This window comes from Frigoribacterium sp. AC512, from assembly GCF_979258295.1.
Map to the genome: position 1 here is coordinate 2,503,680 of NZ_OZ409850.1, position 15,767 is coordinate 2,519,446.

The window sequence follows — 15,767 nt, forward strand, 5'->3', positions numbered from 1 at the left end:
GAGTGGGCGGAGCACCCCGCGACGACGGGGTGCTTCGTCCACTCCGGGGTGTTCCCGTTCCGCAGGCGACGCCGAGGAGGCGCTACTTGCGCTCGGCGCGCAGCTTCGAGATCTCGTAGAGCGTCACGCTCGCGGCCATGCCGGCGTTGAGCGACTCGACGGCCGTCGTGATCGGGATCGACACCACCGCGTCGCAGGTCTCGGCGACGATGCGCGAGAGGCCCTTGCCCTCGCTGCCGACGACGACGACGAGCGGACGGTCGGCGAGCTCGAGGCCGGGCAGCATCACGTCGCCGCCCCCGTCGAGGCCGAGCACGAAGACTCCCTGCTCTTTGAACGACTTGAGCGTCTGCGTGAGGTTCGCCGCCATCGCGACGGGGACGCGGGCGGCGGCACCGGCCGAGGTCTTCCAGGCCGAGGCGGTGAGGCCGACCGAGCGACGCTGCGGGATGATGACGCCCTGGCCGCCGAACGCGCCCACGGAGCGGATGATCGCGCCGAGGTTGCGAGGGTCGGTGATGCCGTCGAGCGCCACGAAGAGCGGGGTCTGCTGGCGCTTGACCGAGGCCTCGAGCAGGTCGATCGGGTGCGCGTACTGGTACGGCGGCACCTTGAGCGCCACGCCCTGGTGCACGGAGTCGGGTCCGGTCAGGCGGTCGAGCTCAGGGCGCATGACCTCGAGCACGGGCAGCCCGCGACGGGTCGCCAGCGTGAGGATCTCCTTGGTGCGGTCGTCCATCTCTATGCGCGCGGCGATGTAGAGCGTCGAGGCGGGGATGCGCGTGCGCAGCGCCTCGAGCACGGAGTTGCGGCCGGTGACCATCTCGCTGTCGTCCGCCGTCTTCGGGCGACGACGGGGCGCCTCCTGCCCGCCCCGGCCAGCCACGGCCGACCCGGCGCGCGGGCCGTTGCCGGCGCGGCCACGGGCGGCGTCGAGGCGCTCGCGCGCGGCCTTCGCCTTGCCTGCGGGGTGGTACGGGCGGTCCTCTGCCGCGGGCGTGGGCTTCTTGCCCTCGAGCGCCTGGCGCCCCTGGCCGCCGCTGCCGACCTGCTTGCCCTTGCTGCCCTTGCGGACGGCGCTGCTGCTCGGCCGCCCCTTGTTCGCTCCGCTGGTGTTCTTCACTGTTCGAGGCTCCAATGCGACCCGCTGGGGGTGTCTTCGATGGTGATGCCGGCGGACGCCAGCATCTCGCGTACGCGGTCGGCCTGCGCGAAGTCGCGCGCGGCCCTGGCTTGCTGACGCTGAGCGAGGAGGGTCTCGACGATGGTACCGAGCGCGCGGTGCGCGTCGCCCTCGTCGGCTCCGCGCCACTCGGGTGCGAGCGGGTCGACGCCGAGGACGGCGACCATGGCCTGCACGTGCTGCCACTCGCGGGCTGCCGCGTCGAGGTCCCCGTCGTCGAGCGCGGAGTTGCCGGTGCGCACGGCGTCGTGCAGCACCGCCAGCGCCTGCGGCACGTTGAGGTCGTCGTCCATCGCCTCGGCGAAGTCGTCGGGGACGACGCGTGCACCGACGCCGGCGAAGCGGGTGCCGGCGAGGCGGCGGCCGGCACGGGAGAGGAACGTCTCGATCCGGTCGAGGGCCGCCTCGGCCTCGAGCAGCGCGCCGTCGTGGTAGTCGATGGTCGAGCGGTAGTGCGCGGAGCTGAGGAACCAACGGACGACGACCGGACGCGCCGCGGCGAGGAACTCGCTCGCGAAGATCGAGTTGCCGAGCGACTTCGACATCTTCTGGCCGTCGACCGCGACGAGGCCGTTGTGCAGCCAGTGGGACGCGAAGGCGTCGCCCGCGGCCGTCGACTGCGCCAGCTCGTTCTCGTGGTGCGGGAACCGCAGGTCGAGACCGCCGCCGTGGATGTCGAAGGCGGTGCCGAGGTACCGGCGCGACATGGCCGAGCACTCGACGTGCCAGCCGGGGCGTCCGTCGCCCCACGGCGACGACCACGCGGCGGACGCGGGCTCGTCGGCCTTCGCGCCCTTCCACAGGGCGAAGTCGCGCGGGTCGCGCTTGCCGCGGGGATCGGCGTCGGCGGCCGGCGCCATGTCGTCGAGGCCCTGGTTCGTCAGGGCGCCGTAGGTCGGCCAGCTGGCCGTGTCGAAGTACACGTCGCCCGAGTCGTCGGGCGCGACGTAGGCGTGGCCCTTCTCGATCAGCGTCGTGACGAGCTGCTGCATCTCGGTGACGCTCGCGGTCGCGCGCGGCTCGTAGGTCGGCGCGAGCACGCCCAGCGCCTGGTACCCGGCGGTGAACTCGAGCTCGTAGCGGTACGCGCGCGCCCACCATTCCTCGTCGGTGCCGCTCGACAGGGCGAGGATCTTGTCGTCGACGTCGGTGACGTTGCGCACGAGCGTCACGTCGAGCCCGCGGTAGGTGAACCACCGGCGCCACAGGTCGTAGACGAGGGCGCTGCGGAGGTGGCCGATGTGCGGCGACGACTGGACCGTCGGCCCGCAGACGTACAGCCCGACCTTGCCGGGGACGAGGGGGACGAAGTCGACGAGCGCCTGCTCGCGAGAGTCGTAGAGGCGGATGGTCACGCGGATCGGTCCGTTTCGGTGGTGTCGGTCTGGTCTGGCCGGTCGGGCTGGTCGGTCTGCTCGGGCTTGTCTCGGTGGTCGCCGGTGCCCGTCGTCGAGGTGCCCCGAGGAGGCGCGGTCCGCTCCCGAGGCTCGACCACCGACACCAGCGCGGTCGCGATCGCGGTCACGCCCTCGCCGCGGCCCGTGAAGCCGAGCCCGTCGGTGGTGGTCGCGGAGACGCTGACGGGCGCGCCGACGACCTCGATGAGGCGCGCCTCCATCTCGAGGCGGCGGCCGCCGATCCGCGGACGGTTGCCGATGACCTGGACCGCGACGTTCACCACGTCGAAGCCCGCGTGCGTCAGACGCTCGAGCGCCGCGGTGAGGAACACCTCGCCGCTCGCCCCGGCGAAGCGCGGATCGGACGTGCCGAAGACCGAGCCGATGTCGCCGAGGCCCGCGGCGGAGAGCAGGGCGTCGACCACGGCGTGCGCGACTGCGTCGCCGTCGCTGTGGCCGGCGAGGCCCGCCTCGCCGGGGAAGTGCAGGAGGCCGAGGTGCAGCGGCTCGTCCGTGTCGAAGGCGTGCACGTCGACGCCGAGGCCGGTGCGGAGCCTGTCCGCGGCTGCACGGACGCCGTCCGCGACGGAGGATCCGCCGGGTCCGCCGGCGCGCTCCGCGACCAGCGTCTCGGCCCGGCGCAGGTCCCAGCTCGTGGTGATCTTGAACGCGGCGGGGTCGCCCGCGACGACGACGACCTCGTGGCCGGCCGCGGCGAAGAGCGCCGCGTCGTCGGTGAACTCGACGACGGGAGCCTCGTCGTCGGCGGCCTCGGCCTCGAGGGCCGTCGCGGCGCCGACCACGGCGGCGGACGCGTAGGCGGCGTCGAGCTCGGCACGAGGGAACCCCTGCGGGGTCTGGACGGCGACCAGCTCGGAACGGTCGACGGTGCCGACGACCCGACCCGCGCCTCCGGCGGAGACCTTCTTGATCGTGTCGGTGACCGGCAGCCCGGGCACGACGCCGTGCCCCGTGGCCTCCACGGTCTCGGCGACGAGGTCGAACTGGCTCGCGGGGGTGAAGGGTCGTGCGCAGTCGTGCACGAGCACCGTGCGCACGCCGGGGCCGACGGCGGCGAGGCCTGCCGCGACCGACGTCTGGCGGCTGTCGCCGCCGACGACGACGGACACGTGGTCCGCGGCGACACCGGCGACGCCGCGCACGAGGACGGTCGCCTCGTCGACGAGCGCGGCGGGCACGACGACGACGACGTGCGTCGGGACGGACGAGGCGAAGACGGCCTCGAGCGAGCGCTCGAGGATGCTGCGGCCCGCGACCTCGACGAAGGCCTTGGGGCGGCCCTGGGCGAGGCGGGTGCCGCTGCCCGCCGCTACGACGACGACCGCGCGGACGGTGCCGCCGAGGGGTGAGACTCCGGGGGCGCCGACCGCGCGGTCGTCGGTGGTGCTAGGAGGCAAGAACCTCGTCGAGGACGCTCGACGCCTTCTCTTCGTCCGTCTTCTCGGCGAGCGCGAGCTCGCTGATCAGGATCTGGCGAGCCTTGGCGAGCATGCGCTTCTCGCCGGCGGACAGCCCGCGGTCCTGGTCGCGGCGCCAGAGGTCGCGGACGACCTCGGACACCTTGATGACGTCGCCGGACGCGAGCTTCTCGAGGTTCGCCTTGTAGCGGCGGGACCAGTTGGTGGGCTCTTCGGTGAAGGGGGCGCGGAGCACGTCGAAGACGCGGTCGAGCCCTTCTTTGCCGATCACGTCGCGGACGCCGACGAGGTCGACGTTGTCCGCGGGTACTTCGATGGTCAGATCACCCTGGGTGACGCGAAGCTTGAGGTACAGCTTCTCTTCGCCCTTGATGATCCGCTTCTTGACTTCAGATATGGTCGCGGCCCCGTGATGGGGGTAGACGACGGTCTCTCCGACCTCGAACTGCATGAATCAGGCTCCGTTCTGCGGCACCCAGGATAACATGCGCACCCCTCGGCCAGGCATGCCTGAGAAGCCGGGGTGCACGGCATCGCCTAGGCTAGACGAGAACCCTTGCCGTGAACTGGAACCTGGAGGTCACCCGTGCGAGTCGGACCTGTGCTCGAGACGAACTCGACGGTCGCCCGTGCGCGACGCTTCTCCCGCGGGGCCGCCGTCACCGCGACCGCCCTGGCCGTCGTGACCCTGGTCGCGGGCTGCAACTTCATCAGCCCCCAGCGCACCACCAAGATCTACGACGCGAGCGACGGCACGAGCATCACCGTCGGCGACGTGAAGGTCCGCAACGCGATCGCCCTGACCGACGACGGCGCCGAGGCCAGCCTCGTGATGACCGTCATCAACGAGAGCGACGACGCGGTCGAGGTGTCGTTCCAGTACGAGACCGAGTCCGGCGACGAGACGCAGACCGTCGAGGTCGACGCCCGCTCGCAGGTCGACCGCGGCACGAGCACCGACGTCGACCAGTTCGTCATGACCGACCTCGACGTCACCCCGGGGCAGCTGCTGCCGGTGTTCGTCCAGTACGGCACCGAGACGGGCAAGATGCTCCAGGTGCCCGTCCTGACCGGCGCCCTGCCCGAGTACGCGACGCTGCTGCCCACCCCGACGCCCGGTGACGAGGCGGTCGAGCCCGGCGAGACGTCGACCCCGCTGCCCGAGAGCGACGTCCAGGAGGCGGAGCCCAGCCCGTCGGCCACCGCCGACCGCTAGCCCCGGCTGCGACACGAGAGAGGCCCGGCCCCGCAGACGCGGGGACCGGGCCAATCTCGTGTCGCCGCACCACGTGTCGTCGAGGCGACGGGGCGCTACGCCTCGATGCGGTACCCGAGCCCGCGCACCGTCACGAGCGCCTTCGGCTCGGACGGCACCGGCTCGATCTTCGAGCGGATGCGCTTGATGTGCACGTCGAGGGTCTTCGTGTCGCCGAAGTAGTCGGAGCCCCACACGCGGTCGATCAGCTGCCCGCGGGTCAGCACCCGGCCGGCGTTGCGCATCAGCAGCTCGAGCAGCTCGAACTCCTTGAGGGGCATCGCGACGTCCTCGCCGCGGACCGTGACGACGTGTCGCTCGACGTCCATCCGGATCTCGCCTGCCTCGAGCACGCCGTCGGCGAGGTCGTCGTCGTCGTCGACCCGGCGGCGCAGCACGGCGCGGATGCGGGCGAGCAGCTCCCGCGTCGAGTACGGCTTCGTGACGTAGTCGTCGGCGCCCAGCTCGAGCCCGACGACGATGTCCACCTCGCTGTCCTTCGCGGTGAGCATGACGATGGGCACCTGCGACTTCGAGCGCAGCACCCGGCAGACCTCGGTCCCCGGGATGCCGGGGAGCATGAGGTCGAGCAGCACGAGGTCGGCACCGGTCTTGTCGAAGGCGGCCAGGGCCGCTGGGCCGTCGTCGGCCACGGTGACGCGGTAGCCCTCGCGCTCGAGGATGAACGCCAGGGGCTCGCTGAGCGACTCTTCGTCCTCGACGATCAGGATGTGGGTGGTCATCGGGTATCGGTGGCTCCTCGTGTGGTGACCGGGATGGGGACGCTGCGGGTCTCAGGACGGGTCTCGACCTGGGGCAGACGGACGGTGAAGGTCGACCCGCTGCCGACCTGGGACCAGACGCGCACGTCGCCCCCGTGGTTCTGCACCACGTGCTTGACGATGGCGAGGCCGAGGCCGGTGCCGCCGGTGCGGCGGGACCGTGCGGGGTCGACGCGGTAGAAGCGCTCGAAGACGCGCTCCAGTTCCTCCTCGGGGATGCCGAAGCCCTGGTCGGTGACGGCGACCTCGACCGAGCCGTCGCCGCCCGAGGCGAGGCCGATGCCCACCCGCGAGCCGTCCGGCGAGTACGCGATGGCGTTCGCGACCAGGTTGTCGACGGCCGTGACGAGCATGGCCTCGTCGCCGAGGACCTTCGCGCTCTTGCCCCCGCGCACGATGAGCTCGACGGACCGCGCCTCGGCGACGACGCGGTTGCGGTCGACGGCGGTGTCGACCACCGACCGCAGGTCGATGGTCTGCGACGCCCCGAGGGCGTCGACGGCCTGCAGGCGCGACAGCTCGATGATGTCCTGCGTCAGGCGCCCGAGCCGGTCGGCCTCCTGCGTGAGGCGGCCCGCGAAGTGGCGCACCCGGTCGGGATCGGCCGAGGCGGCGTCGAGCGCCTCGGCGAGCAGGCCGACGGCACCGATCGGAGTCTTGAGCTCGTGGCTGATGTTGGCCACGAAGTCGCGGCGCATGTCGTCGAGGCGTCGGCCCTCGGTGTGGTCCTCGGCGAGCACGAGCACGTAGCGGCCGCCCAGGGCCGCCGCCCGGACGCCGAGCTGGATGGTGGCCTCGGAACCAGGGAGGCGCGCGAGGGTGAGCTGCGCCTCCTGCGGCTCGCCCTCGTGGCGCACGCGGCCGACCATCGCCTCCATCTCGGGGTGGACGAGGTGGTGCTGCGCGGACACGAGGCCGAGCTGCAGCGCCGCCGCCGAGGCCTTGAGGACGTTGCCGGACGGGTCGACCACCATGCCGGCCGACTCGAGGGCGTCGAGCACCGCGTCGATGCCGTCGGGCAGGGTGCTGTCGACCAGGGCCGCGACGCGTGCGGCACGGTGCTGCGCCGCCACGACGACGAGCACGATCGCCGCACCCACGACGGCGCCGAAGAGCAGCGACGCCGGCACCAGCCAGGCGGAGTCCATGCGGTCGACTTTAGTGAACAGCCGGGGGCCGGATCGACCGCCCCCTGCCCATCCGCTGTACTTTGGTGACTGTTCAGTCGCTGGGCACCAGTCGTTAACCTCCACCCGAGAGAGTCGTCTGGAATGTGCGGGCGACGTCGTCTGCGGCACGGGCGCACACCCGCCCCGACACCACGAGAGGTCCCATCACCACATGCGCGAGGTATTCCAGCAGGAGCTGCAAGAGGTGCAGGAGCGCCTCGTCGAGATCGCAGGCCTCGTCGCCATCTCGATCGACAACGCCACGACCGCCTTCAACGAGTCGAACGTCACCCTGGCCGAGAAGGTCATCGCCGACGACGACCAGATCGACCAGCGGGCCATCGCGCTCGACGAGCTCGCGATCGACATCCTCGCCCGCCAGAACCCGGTCGCCCGCGACCTGCGCATCGTCGTGAGCGCGCTGCGGATCAGCTCGTCGCTCGAGCGCATGGGCGACATGTCCGAGCACATCGCCCAGCTGGCGCGCTACCGGTTCCCCGAGAAGGTCGTGCCGAAGTCGCTGCGCCCCACCTTCAAGGAGCTCGGCGAGCTCGACGTCGCGATCGCGCACAAGCTGACCGAGCTGCTCACGACCGAGGACGTCCGCCTCGCGGAGGAGATCCGCAACGACGACGACCGCATCGACGAGCTGCACCTGAGCGTGTTCGACAAGGTGCTCGGCGAGACCTGGAAGGGCGCCGCCGTCGACACCGTCGACTCGACCCTCGCGTCGCGCTACCACGAGCGCTTCGCCGACCACGCCGTGTCGATCGCCAAGAAGGTCCAGTACCTGGCCACCGGCGACTGGGTCGCTCCCGAGGCCTGATCGGCCCGGCGGCCTGACCGGCCCGGCGGCCGCCGTGCCGTCACGCGCAGGAGGCGCGGTGTCCGCTCGTCGGACGCCGCGCCTCCTTTCTTCTCACTCCGTTCAGGAAGATCGGTCCTGAGTCGCGCAGCTCAGGTGCCGAGAGTCCTGAACCGTGCACGCTTCAGGATGTGCCGGCCGGCACCTCCTGAATTGCGCGAGAGGATGGTGGACATGGCTTCCGTCGCGATCCTCGTCAACGGTCTTCCCGGCTCGGGCAAGACCACCCTCTCGGCCACGCTCGCCGGGGTGCTGGGCTGCCCCCTCCTGGCGAAGGACCCGGTCAAGGAGGCGCTGGCCGACCTGGCCGGGCCGATGATCGACCCGCAGGCGCTCGGCTCCATCGCGATGGACACGGTCTGGGCGATGGCGGCCGAGGTCGAGGCGGGCGTGGTCGTCGACTCGTTCTGGCACCGGCCGCGCGACCTCGAGCGCGCCCGGGCCGGGGTGTCACGGGCAGGGTCGCCGCGCACGCTCGAGGTGTGGTGCGACGTCGACCCCGACGTGGCCCTGCAGCGCGTCGTCGATCGGCTCGCCGCCGGCGGTCGCCACCCCGCGCACGGCACCGTCGAGTCCACCCGCGCATCGTGGGCCGAGTGGGCCGAGGCTGCCGCGCCGCTGGGCGAGTGGCCCGTGCTGCGGGTCGACACGAGCACGCCCGTCGACGTCGACGACCTCGTGATGAAGATCAGCGAGCAGTTCGTCTGAGTCGGCGGGTCCCCGTTGCGTTCGGCGGGTCCCTGTGGCGTTCGGCGGGTTCCTGTCGCGTCAGGCGGGTCCCTGTCGCTCGCGGCGGGTCGGCGCTGACCCGCCGAGGGCGACGGGAACCCGCCGAACCGGCGAAGGGATCCTGCGCGGACAGGGACGCGCCCCGCGGCCCGGGACACGGGCTGCGGGGCGCGGTTCTCGTGGCTGCGGTTACTTCTTGCCCTGGTTCGCGACGGCCGCGGCCCCGGCGGCGGCGGCCTCGGGGTCGAGGTAGCGAGCCGGGCCCGTGGGGCGGAAGTCGTCGTCGAGCTCGTAGACGAGCGGGATGCCCGTCGGGATGTTCAGCTCGGAGATCTCGTCGTCGCCGATGCCGTCGAGGTGCTTCACGAGCGCGCGCAGCGAGTTGCCGTGCGCGACCACGAGCGTGACGTCGCCGGCCGCGAGGCTCTGGGTGATGTCGGTCTCCCAGTAGGGGATCATCCGCTCGATGACGAGGGCGAGCGACTCGGTGCGCGGCGCGTCGATGCCGAGCTCGGCGTACCGCTTGTCGTGGGCCTGCGAGAACTCGCTGTCGTCGTCGAGCGGGGGCGGCGGCACGTCGAACGAGCGGCGCCAGGTCTGGAACTGCTCGGGACCGTACTGCTCGAGGGTCTGGGCCTTGTCCTTGCCCTGCAGGGCGCCGTAGTGGCGCTCGTTGAGACGCCAGGAGCGCTTCACGTCGATCCAGAGGCGGTCGGCCTCCTCCAGCGCGATGTCGGCCGTCTGGATGGCGCGGGTCAGACGCGACGTGTAGAGGATGTCGGGCAGCAGGTCGTGCTCGCGCAGCAGCTCGCCGGCGCGCTTGGCCTCGGCACGCCCCTGCTCGGTGAGCCGCACGTCGACCCATCCCGTGAAGAGGTTCTTGGCGTTCCATTCGCTGTTGCCGTGTCGCAGGAGGATGAGCGTCGAAGTCATGCCTCCAGCGTATCGCTGCGCCCCGGTGCGAGACTTGGCCCATGCCCGTCGGATCCGTCACCCGCGGCACCACCGGCACCAACCGCCTCCGTCGGGTCGACCGCTGGATCGCCGCCCACCCGGCGCTGCGCCGCGCCGACGACGCGCTCGTCGTCGACCTGGGGTACGGGGCGAGCGCGACCACTCCCCTGGAGCTGCACCAGCGCCTCCAGCGGGCCCGCCCCGACGTCGAGGTCGTGGGCATCGAGATCGAGCCGGAGCGCGTGCGCCGGGCGCAGCTGTCGGCACGGCCGGGCGTCAGCTTCCGGCTCGGCGGCTTCGAGGTGCCGCTCGACGGCGGCCGACGGCCCGCGGTCATCCGTGCGTTCAACGTCCTGCGCCAGTACGACGAGTCGCAGGTCGCCGCCTCCTGGGCGCTGATGACGTCGCGCCTGCAGGCGGGGGGCGTGCTCGTCGAGGGGACCTGCGACGAGATCGGCCGCGTCTCGAGCTGGGTCGACGTCGACGAGGAGGGGCCCCGCACGTTCACGATCTCGCTGCGGCTGGCCTCGCTCGAGCTGCCCTCGATCGTGGCCGAGCGGCTGCCGAAGGCGCTGATCCACCGCAACGTCCCCGGCGAGCGGGTGCACGACCTGCTCGTCGACCTCGACCGCGCGTGGGCCGTCGCGGCGCCGCTGTCGGTGTACGGGCCCGTGCAGCGCTGGGTCGCGACCGTCGAGGGGCTCCGGGCGGGCGGCTGGCCGGTGCTGCACGGCCGCACCCGCTGGCGTCTGGGCGAGCTCACGCTGCCCTGGGCCGCGGTGGCGCCCCGGGACTGACGAGACGTCGGTCAGACGGCCGCGAGCCGCCGCCGTGCCTCGGCGTGGTCGAGCCCGGTCGCCATCAGCAGGTCGATCAGGAGCGGCCGCATCATCAGCACGACCATCGACTCGGTGACGGGCGACCCGGGCGCGACGACCGCCGGGTCGAGCCGGGCCGCCACCGCGCTGAGGGCGTCCCGCGCGACCGGCACCCGCTCGACGTCGTCGACCGACTCGCCCAGCACGGCCACCGCCCGACCGGTGCTCTCGAGCACGTCGGCGAGGCCGAGGCGGTCCCGCCCGTCGCCGACCGCGGTGTCGATGCGCCGGGCGATGACGCGGAGGTTGCGCACGGCCAGGTCGACGTCCTGGCGCAGCTCCTGCTGCTGCCGCAGGTACGGGAGGCGCGAGCGGAGGAACGGGGACAGCCGGGAGATCGAGACGGCCGACTCGAGCGTCGAGGCCCAGTCGTCGAGCAGCGGCTGGGTCGAGCGGAGGCGGCGCAGCGCCTCGTCGGCCCGGCGGACGTCGTCGGTGCGGAGCGCCTCGACCAGCGCGGCGAAGGCGGCGGCGAGCTCGGCGAAGAGCATCCGGGCGTCGAGGCGGACGAGGCGGATCGGGTCACGGGGCACGATCGCGGTGACGGCCAGCGCGACGGCGCCCCCGACGGCGCCGTCGATGCTGCGGACGAACGGGCCGCCGTCGGGGTCGGGCAGCAGCATGACGAGCATCGCCTGGGTCGCGGCCGCGGCGGCGAAGCCCGCGCTCGGCGACGCGAACCGCGCGACCGCGAGCACCACGAGCAACACGACGGCCACCTGCCAGAGGCCCTTGCCGAGCGCGAGCAGCATGACCTCGCTCAGGGCGATGCCGATCAGGATGCCGACGGCGTTCTCGAGCACGACCTTCGGCCGGGCGTCCCGTGCGAGGCCCAGCGACGAGATGGTGATGGTGACGGCCAGGAGGGGCACGGCGTGGCCGAGGCCGTAGTGCGCGATCGAGTACGACGCGGTGACGGCGACGACGATCTGCACGATCGCGGGCAGGGCCGCGAGCGTGCGCCGCGCCGAGGCCCGGACGTCGAGCCGCGCCACGACGGCTAGCGGCGGACGGCCCCCAGGCGCGGCAGTCGGGGCACCCCGGCTGAGGCGCCCGCGGAGGCCGGCACGATCGTCTGCGGGGAGGCGGCGACGACGATGTCGGCCGAGAGGACCGCGAGCGGGGCGGCCTCGTCGGTGGTGCGCTTGACCAGCGCGAGGGCGATCGGGCCTAGCTCGTGGTGCACGGCGGAGGAGGTGACGTGGCCGACCTCGCGGGCGGTGTCGGCGGCGAGCACGACCGGGTCGCCGTGCACGGGCAGCACCGAGTCGCTGCCGTCGAGGTGCAACATCACGAGGCGCCGCGGCGGGTGCCCGATGTTGTGCACCTTGGCGACCGTCTCCTGGCCGCGGTAGCAGCCCTTGGCGAGGTGCACGGCGCTGCGCATCCAGTCGAGCTCGTGCGGGATGCTGCGCTCGTCGACCTCGGTCGTGAGGCGCGGACGCCAGGCCTCGATGCGCAGGGCCTCGAGCGCGAGCGTGCCGGCAGCCGGCACCGAGGAGGCGGCGAGGGCGTCGAGGTCGGACCGCGCGACGAGCGTCTCGCGGGCCGTCCACTCGCGACCGGGGTGGGCCTCGGCGTCGGCGTACGAGTGGCCGCCGACGGCGACCTCGGACCACGGGTCGACCCAGACGACCGGGACGCCGGCGGGCGCGAGCACGGGGACCGGCAGTGCGACGTCCCCGAGCGAGCCGATCGTCGCGACGTCCGCGGTGCGGTCGGCCACCTCGACGCGGAGCATGAAGCGCATCCGGTCCAGCCAGGCGCGCAGGGTCTCCGCCTCGGGGAGGTCGACGAGCAGCCAGGTCGTCTCGCCGTCGTCGACGACCCGCGCCGCGTGCTCGAGGCGACCGTTGGCGTCGAGCAGGAGCGTCTCGGTCGAGTCGCCGGGGGCGAGGCCGGTGAGGCTCTGGCTCGTGAGCGAGTGCAGCCAGGTGAGGCGGTCGGGGCCGCTGACGGTCAGGACGCCCCGGCTCGAGAGGTCGACGATCGCGGTGCCGCCGGCCAGGGCGCGCTGCTCGGCGACCGGGGTGCCGTAGTGCGCCGCGACGCCGGTGCCGTCGTCGACGAAGCCCTCACGACCGGAGAACGGCGAGACGACGGCAGGGACCTGGTCGGCGTCAGCCAACGCGGGCCAGCCGACCCGACGCGTGCGTGCGCAGTTCCTGGCCGAGGGCCGCGACGTCCCAGGCCCAGAGCAGGTCGTTCTCGACGAGGCCGTACATGCGGGTCGCCGCCGAGTATTCCTTCGCGTTGCTCGACCGGAGCACCGCGTCGGTCGACAGGTCGATGCGGGGCCCCTTGACGCGGCCGAGGTAGAGCTCGTTGACGCCGGTCGGGTGCACGAGCTGGACCTCGAGGCCGAACCCGTCGTCGGGTCGGCGGAGGATCTCGACGGTCTGCGCGGTCGAGTACGGCGCGACGCCCTGGCCGGGCAGCATGCCGGGGCCGCGGTCGCCGACCTCGGCCGGCCGCTCGAGGCGCCAGAACCCGGTCTCGCTCGCGAGGGGCGTGCGCTCGTCGTCGAGCTCCCACGAGAACGAGCTGTAGTTGAGCCAGGGAGCGCCGTCGTGGCTGAAGCTGACGCGCTGTCCGAACTCGTGCGTGCGGCGCACGGCGGGCGGCTTGCCGTCGACGGGAGCGTCGGGGTCGCCGTCGCCGATCTTGTAGTCGACGACGCCGGTGCCCTCCCAGACGCCGATCAGCCACGACAGCGGGACGAGCTCGGCCGGCAGGTCGGTGGGGATGTCGATCACGGGTCTAGCGCTGTCCCTTGAACAGCTTGACCAGCACGACGACGGAGACGAACGCGATGGCGAGCGACGCGAGGCCGAGGAGCCCGATGTAGAAGATCTCGAGGGCGAGCAAGGAATCCATGCCCCGAGCCTACCCGGGGGGCGACGAGATGGACAGGCGCAGGAGGCGCGGTGCGAGCAGCGTCGAACGACCTGCGTCAGCGCAGCAGCGCCACGACCCCCGTGGCGAGCGCCAGGAGCACGAGGCTGCCGCACAGCGCCAGCATCGTGCGCGAGACCAGACCGTCCTTCTCGCTCGTCGCGAGCTGCAGGACGAACGTGAGGAGGATCGAGCCGCCCAGGGCGAGCGACAGCCACGTGTAGTGCTCGTCGCCGGTGGTGGTGACCGCGATGACGACGCCGGCCACCAGGGCGAAGAGCCAGACGGGGACGATCGTCACCGGCTTGAGGCGTGCGAGGCGACTCGGGGTGCTGTCGGGTGCTGTGCTCACTGGGGTCGTCCCTCGTTCGTGACCTGCGCCTCCTGCCCTAGCATCGGGGTGGTCGGGCTGGTCGTGGCGGTCGTCGCGCTTGTCCTAGGCTGTTCGACAGTACATTCACTGGAGGTCCGTGTGGCACAGCTGTTGGTCCTGACCTCTGCCGGCTCCTCCGACGTGCTCCCCGCGCTCGCCCTCCTGAGCCACCGTACGCGGCAGATCCCGGCCGAGCCTGCCCAGCTCGTCAACGCCCCGTCGAGCGACCTGATCTTCGTCGACGCCCGCGTCGACCTGGCCAGCGCGAAGTCGCTCTGCAAGATCCTCCGCACGACCGGCGTCACCGTGCCGCTCGTGCTGGTGCTGACCGAGGGCGGCCTCACGGCCGTCAACCACGAGTGGGGCGCGGACGACGTCGTCCTCGAGACCGCGGGCCCCGCCGAGGTCGACGCCCGGATCCGCCTCGTGGTCGGGCGCCTGGCGCAGTCGCAGACGGGCTCGAAGATCCACGCGTCCGGCGTGGTGATCGACGAGGCCAGCTACTCGGCCAAGGTGCACGGCCGGCCGCTCGACCTCACCTTCAAGGAGTTCGAGCTGCTCCGCTTCTTCGCCACGCACCCCTCCCGCGTCTTCACGCGCGAGCAGCTGCTGAGCGAGGTGTGGGGCTACGACTACTTCGGCGGCACGCGCACCGTCGACGTGCACGTCCGTCGCCTCCGCGCCAAGCTCGGCGACCTCGAGTCGCTGATCGGCACGGTGCGGAACGTCGGCTACCGCTTCAACGTGTACGACGACGAGCCGGGCGCGGTCGTCCGATGACCTCCGAGCTCGATCCGGCCGAGCTCGACGCTGCGGGCCTCGAGGCGCTGGCGCGGGCGGCCCAGGTCGTCGACGGCAGCCCGCCGGTCAACGACCAGGCGCTCGTCGAGGTCCGCACGGGTCAGGCACGACTGCTCGGCGACGAGCACGCGGCCGCAGTGCTCCGGCCCGGCGAGGTCGAGCTCGTGGTGCACCCCGACCACCGGCGACGCGGCCTCGGCTCGGCGCTCGCGCAGCGAGTCGTCGACGAGACGACCGGCCCGCTCGCCTTCTGGGCGCACGGCGACCACCCCGGCGCCCGCGCCCTCGCCGCACAGCTCGGCCTGGTCGAGACGCGACGGCTGCTCCAGCAGCGCGCGCCCGTCGAGCGACGCACGCCGCGCCTCCGCGACGGCGACCGCATCGCCGCCTTCCGGCCCGGCGTCGACGACGCGGCCTGGCTCGACCTCAACGCCCGCGCCTTCGCCGACCACCCCGAGCAGGGCTCGCTGACCCAGGCCGACCTCGACGCCCGCAAGGCCGACGACTGGTTCGACGCGGGCGACCTGGTGCTGCTGTGGCGGGGCGACGAGCTGCTCGCCTCGTGCTGGCTGAAGCTCGAGGCCGACCAGCCGGGCGAGTTCTACGCCGTCGCCGTCAGCCCCGAGCACCAGGGCGAGCACCTGGGAGGGGCGGTGGTCGACGCCGGCCTCGCCCGCCTCCTCGACCGGGGCGTCGACACCGCCGCCCTCTACGTCGAGGGCGACAACACGGCCGCGCTGCGGCTTTACGCGGCACGCGGGTTCGTCGACCACGCCGTCGACGTGCAGTACACGCTCGGGCGCTGACGGCCCGGCGTCGGCCTCGCGGTCCGACGGCTTGTCCCCCGATCCGACGGCCGATCGGCGGACAGGCCGCCTCGCTCCAAGGGTCCCGTCCCCCGGAGCACGACTCTCCGAGGCTGCGCACCGTGTACCCCGGAAGGGGTTAACGAACGGGTGATCTGCATCTCGTGCACATTTCTGTGCAACTTCGTGCGCGATGCGCAAGAAGCGCAGGTCACCCGCGCGATGCCCGCGAGTACGGGCC

16 protein-coding genes and 1 pseudogene are annotated in these 15,767 nt (G+C 72.6%); 6 read left to right on the forward strand and 11 right to left on the reverse strand.

Annotation, left to right across the window (positions count from 1 at the left end):
* Positions 1 to 82: 82 nt before the first annotated feature.
* The 4 genes and pseudogenes from rlmB to ACZZ97_RS11515 all read right to left on the reverse strand — a co-directional run bounded on the left by rlmB (position 83) and on the right by ACZZ97_RS11515 (position 4,470).
* Positions 83 to 1,123: a 23S rRNA (guanosine(2251)-2'-O)-methyltransferase RlmB gene (rlmB, locus tag ACZZ97_RS11500; RefSeq protein ID WP_123547866.1), complete on the reverse strand. Its 1,041-nt coding sequence runs from the start codon at positions 1,121 to 1,123 to the stop codon at positions 83 to 85.
* A complete protein-coding gene (gene cysS / locus ACZZ97_RS11505) occupies positions 1,120 to 2,538 on the reverse strand; it encodes a cysteine--tRNA ligase (RefSeq protein ID WP_463473247.1) in 1,419 nt (472 codons plus the stop codon). Before cysS ends, rlmB begins: the two co-directional genes overlap by 4 nt.
* 143 nt (positions 2,539 to 2,681) lie before the next feature.
* Positions 2,682 to 3,998, reverse strand: a pseudogene (gene ispF / locus ACZZ97_RS11510) (2-C-methyl-D-erythritol 2,4-cyclodiphosphate synthase); the annotation flags it as partial.
* Positions 3,988 to 4,470: a CarD family transcriptional regulator gene (locus ACZZ97_RS11515; protein WP_043597211.1), complete on the reverse strand. Its 483-nt coding sequence runs from the start codon at positions 4,468 to 4,470 to the stop codon at positions 3,988 to 3,990. The pseudogene ispF and the gene ACZZ97_RS11515, both read right to left, overlap by 11 nt.
* A gap of 135 nt (positions 4,471 to 4,605) precedes the next feature.
* Between ACZZ97_RS11515 and ACZZ97_RS11520 the strand changes: the two genes are divergently transcribed.
* Positions 4,606 to 5,235 carry a hypothetical protein gene (locus ACZZ97_RS11520; protein WP_463473248.1) on the forward strand — a complete coding sequence of 210 codons (630 nt, stop codon included), beginning with the start codon at positions 4,606 to 4,608 and terminating at the stop codon, positions 5,233 to 5,235.
* Positions 5,236 to 5,330: 95 nt separating this feature from the next.
* On the opposite strand, the gene ACZZ97_RS11525 is transcribed toward ACZZ97_RS11520, so the two are convergent.
* Positions 5,331 to 6,017 (reverse strand): response regulator transcription factor, encoded by a 687-nt coding sequence (locus tag ACZZ97_RS11525; protein WP_314101812.1) that lies wholly within the window; start codon positions 6,015 to 6,017, stop codon positions 5,331 to 5,333.
* Positions 6,014 to 7,204, reverse strand: a complete 1,191-nt coding sequence (locus ACZZ97_RS11530; RefSeq protein WP_314101811.1) for a sensor histidine kinase — start codon at positions 7,202 to 7,204, stop codon at positions 6,014 to 6,016. Before ACZZ97_RS11530 ends, ACZZ97_RS11525 begins: the two co-directional genes overlap by 4 nt.
* Positions 7,205 to 7,397: 193 nt before the next feature.
* Here ACZZ97_RS11530 and phoU point away from each other — a divergent pair, with 193 nt between their 5' ends.
* Positions 7,398 to 8,051: a phosphate signaling complex protein PhoU gene (phoU, locus tag ACZZ97_RS11535; protein ID WP_123547860.1), complete on the forward strand. Its 654-nt coding sequence runs from the start codon at positions 7,398 to 7,400 to the stop codon at positions 8,049 to 8,051.
* 213 nt (positions 8,052 to 8,264) lie between these two features.
* On the forward strand, positions 8,265 to 8,798 hold the full coding sequence (locus tag ACZZ97_RS11540; protein ID WP_463473249.1) for a P-loop nucleotide/nucleoside kinase family protein: 534 nt from the start codon (positions 8,265 to 8,267) through the stop codon (positions 8,796 to 8,798).
* A 210-nt stretch (positions 8,799 to 9,008) separates the two neighbouring features.
* Here ACZZ97_RS11540 and ACZZ97_RS11545 read toward each other — a convergent pair whose 3' ends face one another.
* Positions 9,009 to 9,752, reverse strand: a complete 744-nt coding sequence (locus tag ACZZ97_RS11545; protein WP_463473250.1) for a phosphoglyceromutase — start codon at positions 9,750 to 9,752, stop codon at positions 9,009 to 9,011.
* Positions 9,753 to 9,793: 41 nt separating this feature from the next.
* On the opposite strand from ACZZ97_RS11545, the gene ACZZ97_RS11550 reads away from it, so the two are divergent.
* Entirely contained in the window at positions 9,794 to 10,570 is a 777-nt protein-coding gene (locus tag ACZZ97_RS11550) for a class I SAM-dependent methyltransferase (protein WP_463473251.1), read from the forward strand.
* Positions 10,571 to 10,581: 11 nt separating this feature from the next.
* Here the strand turns inward: ACZZ97_RS11550 and ACZZ97_RS11555 are convergent, their stop codons facing one another.
* From ACZZ97_RS11555 to ACZZ97_RS11570, 4 genes are all read right to left on the reverse strand, one after another.
* Entirely contained in the window at positions 10,582 to 11,646 is a 1,065-nt protein-coding gene (locus ACZZ97_RS11555; protein ID WP_463473252.1) for an FUSC family protein, read from the reverse strand.
* Positions 11,647 to 11,651: 5 nt separating this feature from the next.
* Positions 11,652 to 12,779, reverse strand: coding sequence for a CAF17-like 4Fe-4S cluster assembly/insertion protein YgfZ (gene ygfZ / locus ACZZ97_RS11560; protein ID WP_463473253.1), 1,128 nt, complete (start codon positions 12,777 to 12,779; stop codon positions 11,652 to 11,654).
* A complete protein-coding gene (locus ACZZ97_RS11565; RefSeq protein ID WP_123547854.1) occupies positions 12,772 to 13,407 on the reverse strand; it encodes a nitrobindin family protein in 636 nt (211 codons plus the stop codon). The genes ygfZ and ACZZ97_RS11565 overlap by 8 nt, the downstream gene beginning before the upstream one ends.
* A 197-nt stretch (positions 13,408 to 13,604) precedes the next feature.
* The gene (locus ACZZ97_RS11570; RefSeq protein WP_314101798.1) at positions 13,605 to 13,898 is read right to left on the reverse strand and encodes a hypothetical protein; all 294 of its coding nucleotides are present in this window, start codon (positions 13,896 to 13,898) and stop codon (positions 13,605 to 13,607) included.
* Between the two features lie 120 nt (positions 13,899 to 14,018).
* Between ACZZ97_RS11570 and ACZZ97_RS11575 the strand changes: the two genes are divergently transcribed.
* Both ACZZ97_RS11575 and mshD read left to right on the forward strand, forming a co-directional pair.
* Positions 14,019 to 14,699 carry a winged helix-turn-helix domain-containing protein gene (locus ACZZ97_RS11575; RefSeq protein ID WP_123547852.1) on the forward strand — a complete coding sequence of 227 codons (681 nt, stop codon included), beginning with the start codon at positions 14,019 to 14,021 and terminating at the stop codon, positions 14,697 to 14,699.
* Positions 14,696 to 15,526 (forward strand): mycothiol synthase, encoded by an 831-nt coding sequence (mshD, locus tag ACZZ97_RS11580; protein WP_463473254.1) that lies wholly within the window; start codon positions 14,696 to 14,698, stop codon positions 15,524 to 15,526. The genes ACZZ97_RS11575 and mshD overlap by 4 nt, the downstream gene beginning before the upstream one ends.
* The last annotated feature ends 241 nt before the right edge of the window (positions 15,527 to 15,767 follow it).

Coding starts and splice junctions, on each gene's coding strand:
- ACZZ97_RS11515 (WP_043597211.1), bottom strand. CDS start 4,470: ATGCAGTTCGAGGTCGGAGAGACCGTCGTCTACCCCCATCACGGGGCC.
- ACZZ97_RS11525 (WP_314101812.1), bottom strand. CDS start 6,017: ATGACCACCCACATCCTGATCGTCGAGGACGAAGAGTCGCTCAGCGAG.
- ACZZ97_RS11530 (WP_314101811.1), bottom strand. CDS start 7,204: ATGGACTCCGCCTGGCTGGTGCCGGCGTCGCTGCTCTTCGGCGCCGTC.
- phoU (WP_123547860.1), top strand. CDS start 7,398: ATGCGCGAGGTATTCCAGCAGGAGCTGCAAGAGGTGCAGGAGCGCCTC.
- ACZZ97_RS11540 (WP_463473249.1), top strand. CDS start 8,265: ATGGCTTCCGTCGCGATCCTCGTCAACGGTCTTCCCGGCTCGGGCAAG.
- ACZZ97_RS11545 (WP_463473250.1), bottom strand. CDS start 9,752: ATGACTTCGACGCTCATCCTCCTGCGACACGGCAACAGCGAATGGAAC.
- ACZZ97_RS11550 (WP_463473251.1), top strand. CDS start 9,794: ATGCCCGTCGGATCCGTCACCCGCGGCACCACCGGCACCAACCGCCTC.
- mshD (WP_463473254.1), top strand. CDS start 14,696: ATGACCTCCGAGCTCGATCCGGCCGAGCTCGACGCTGCGGGCCTCGAG.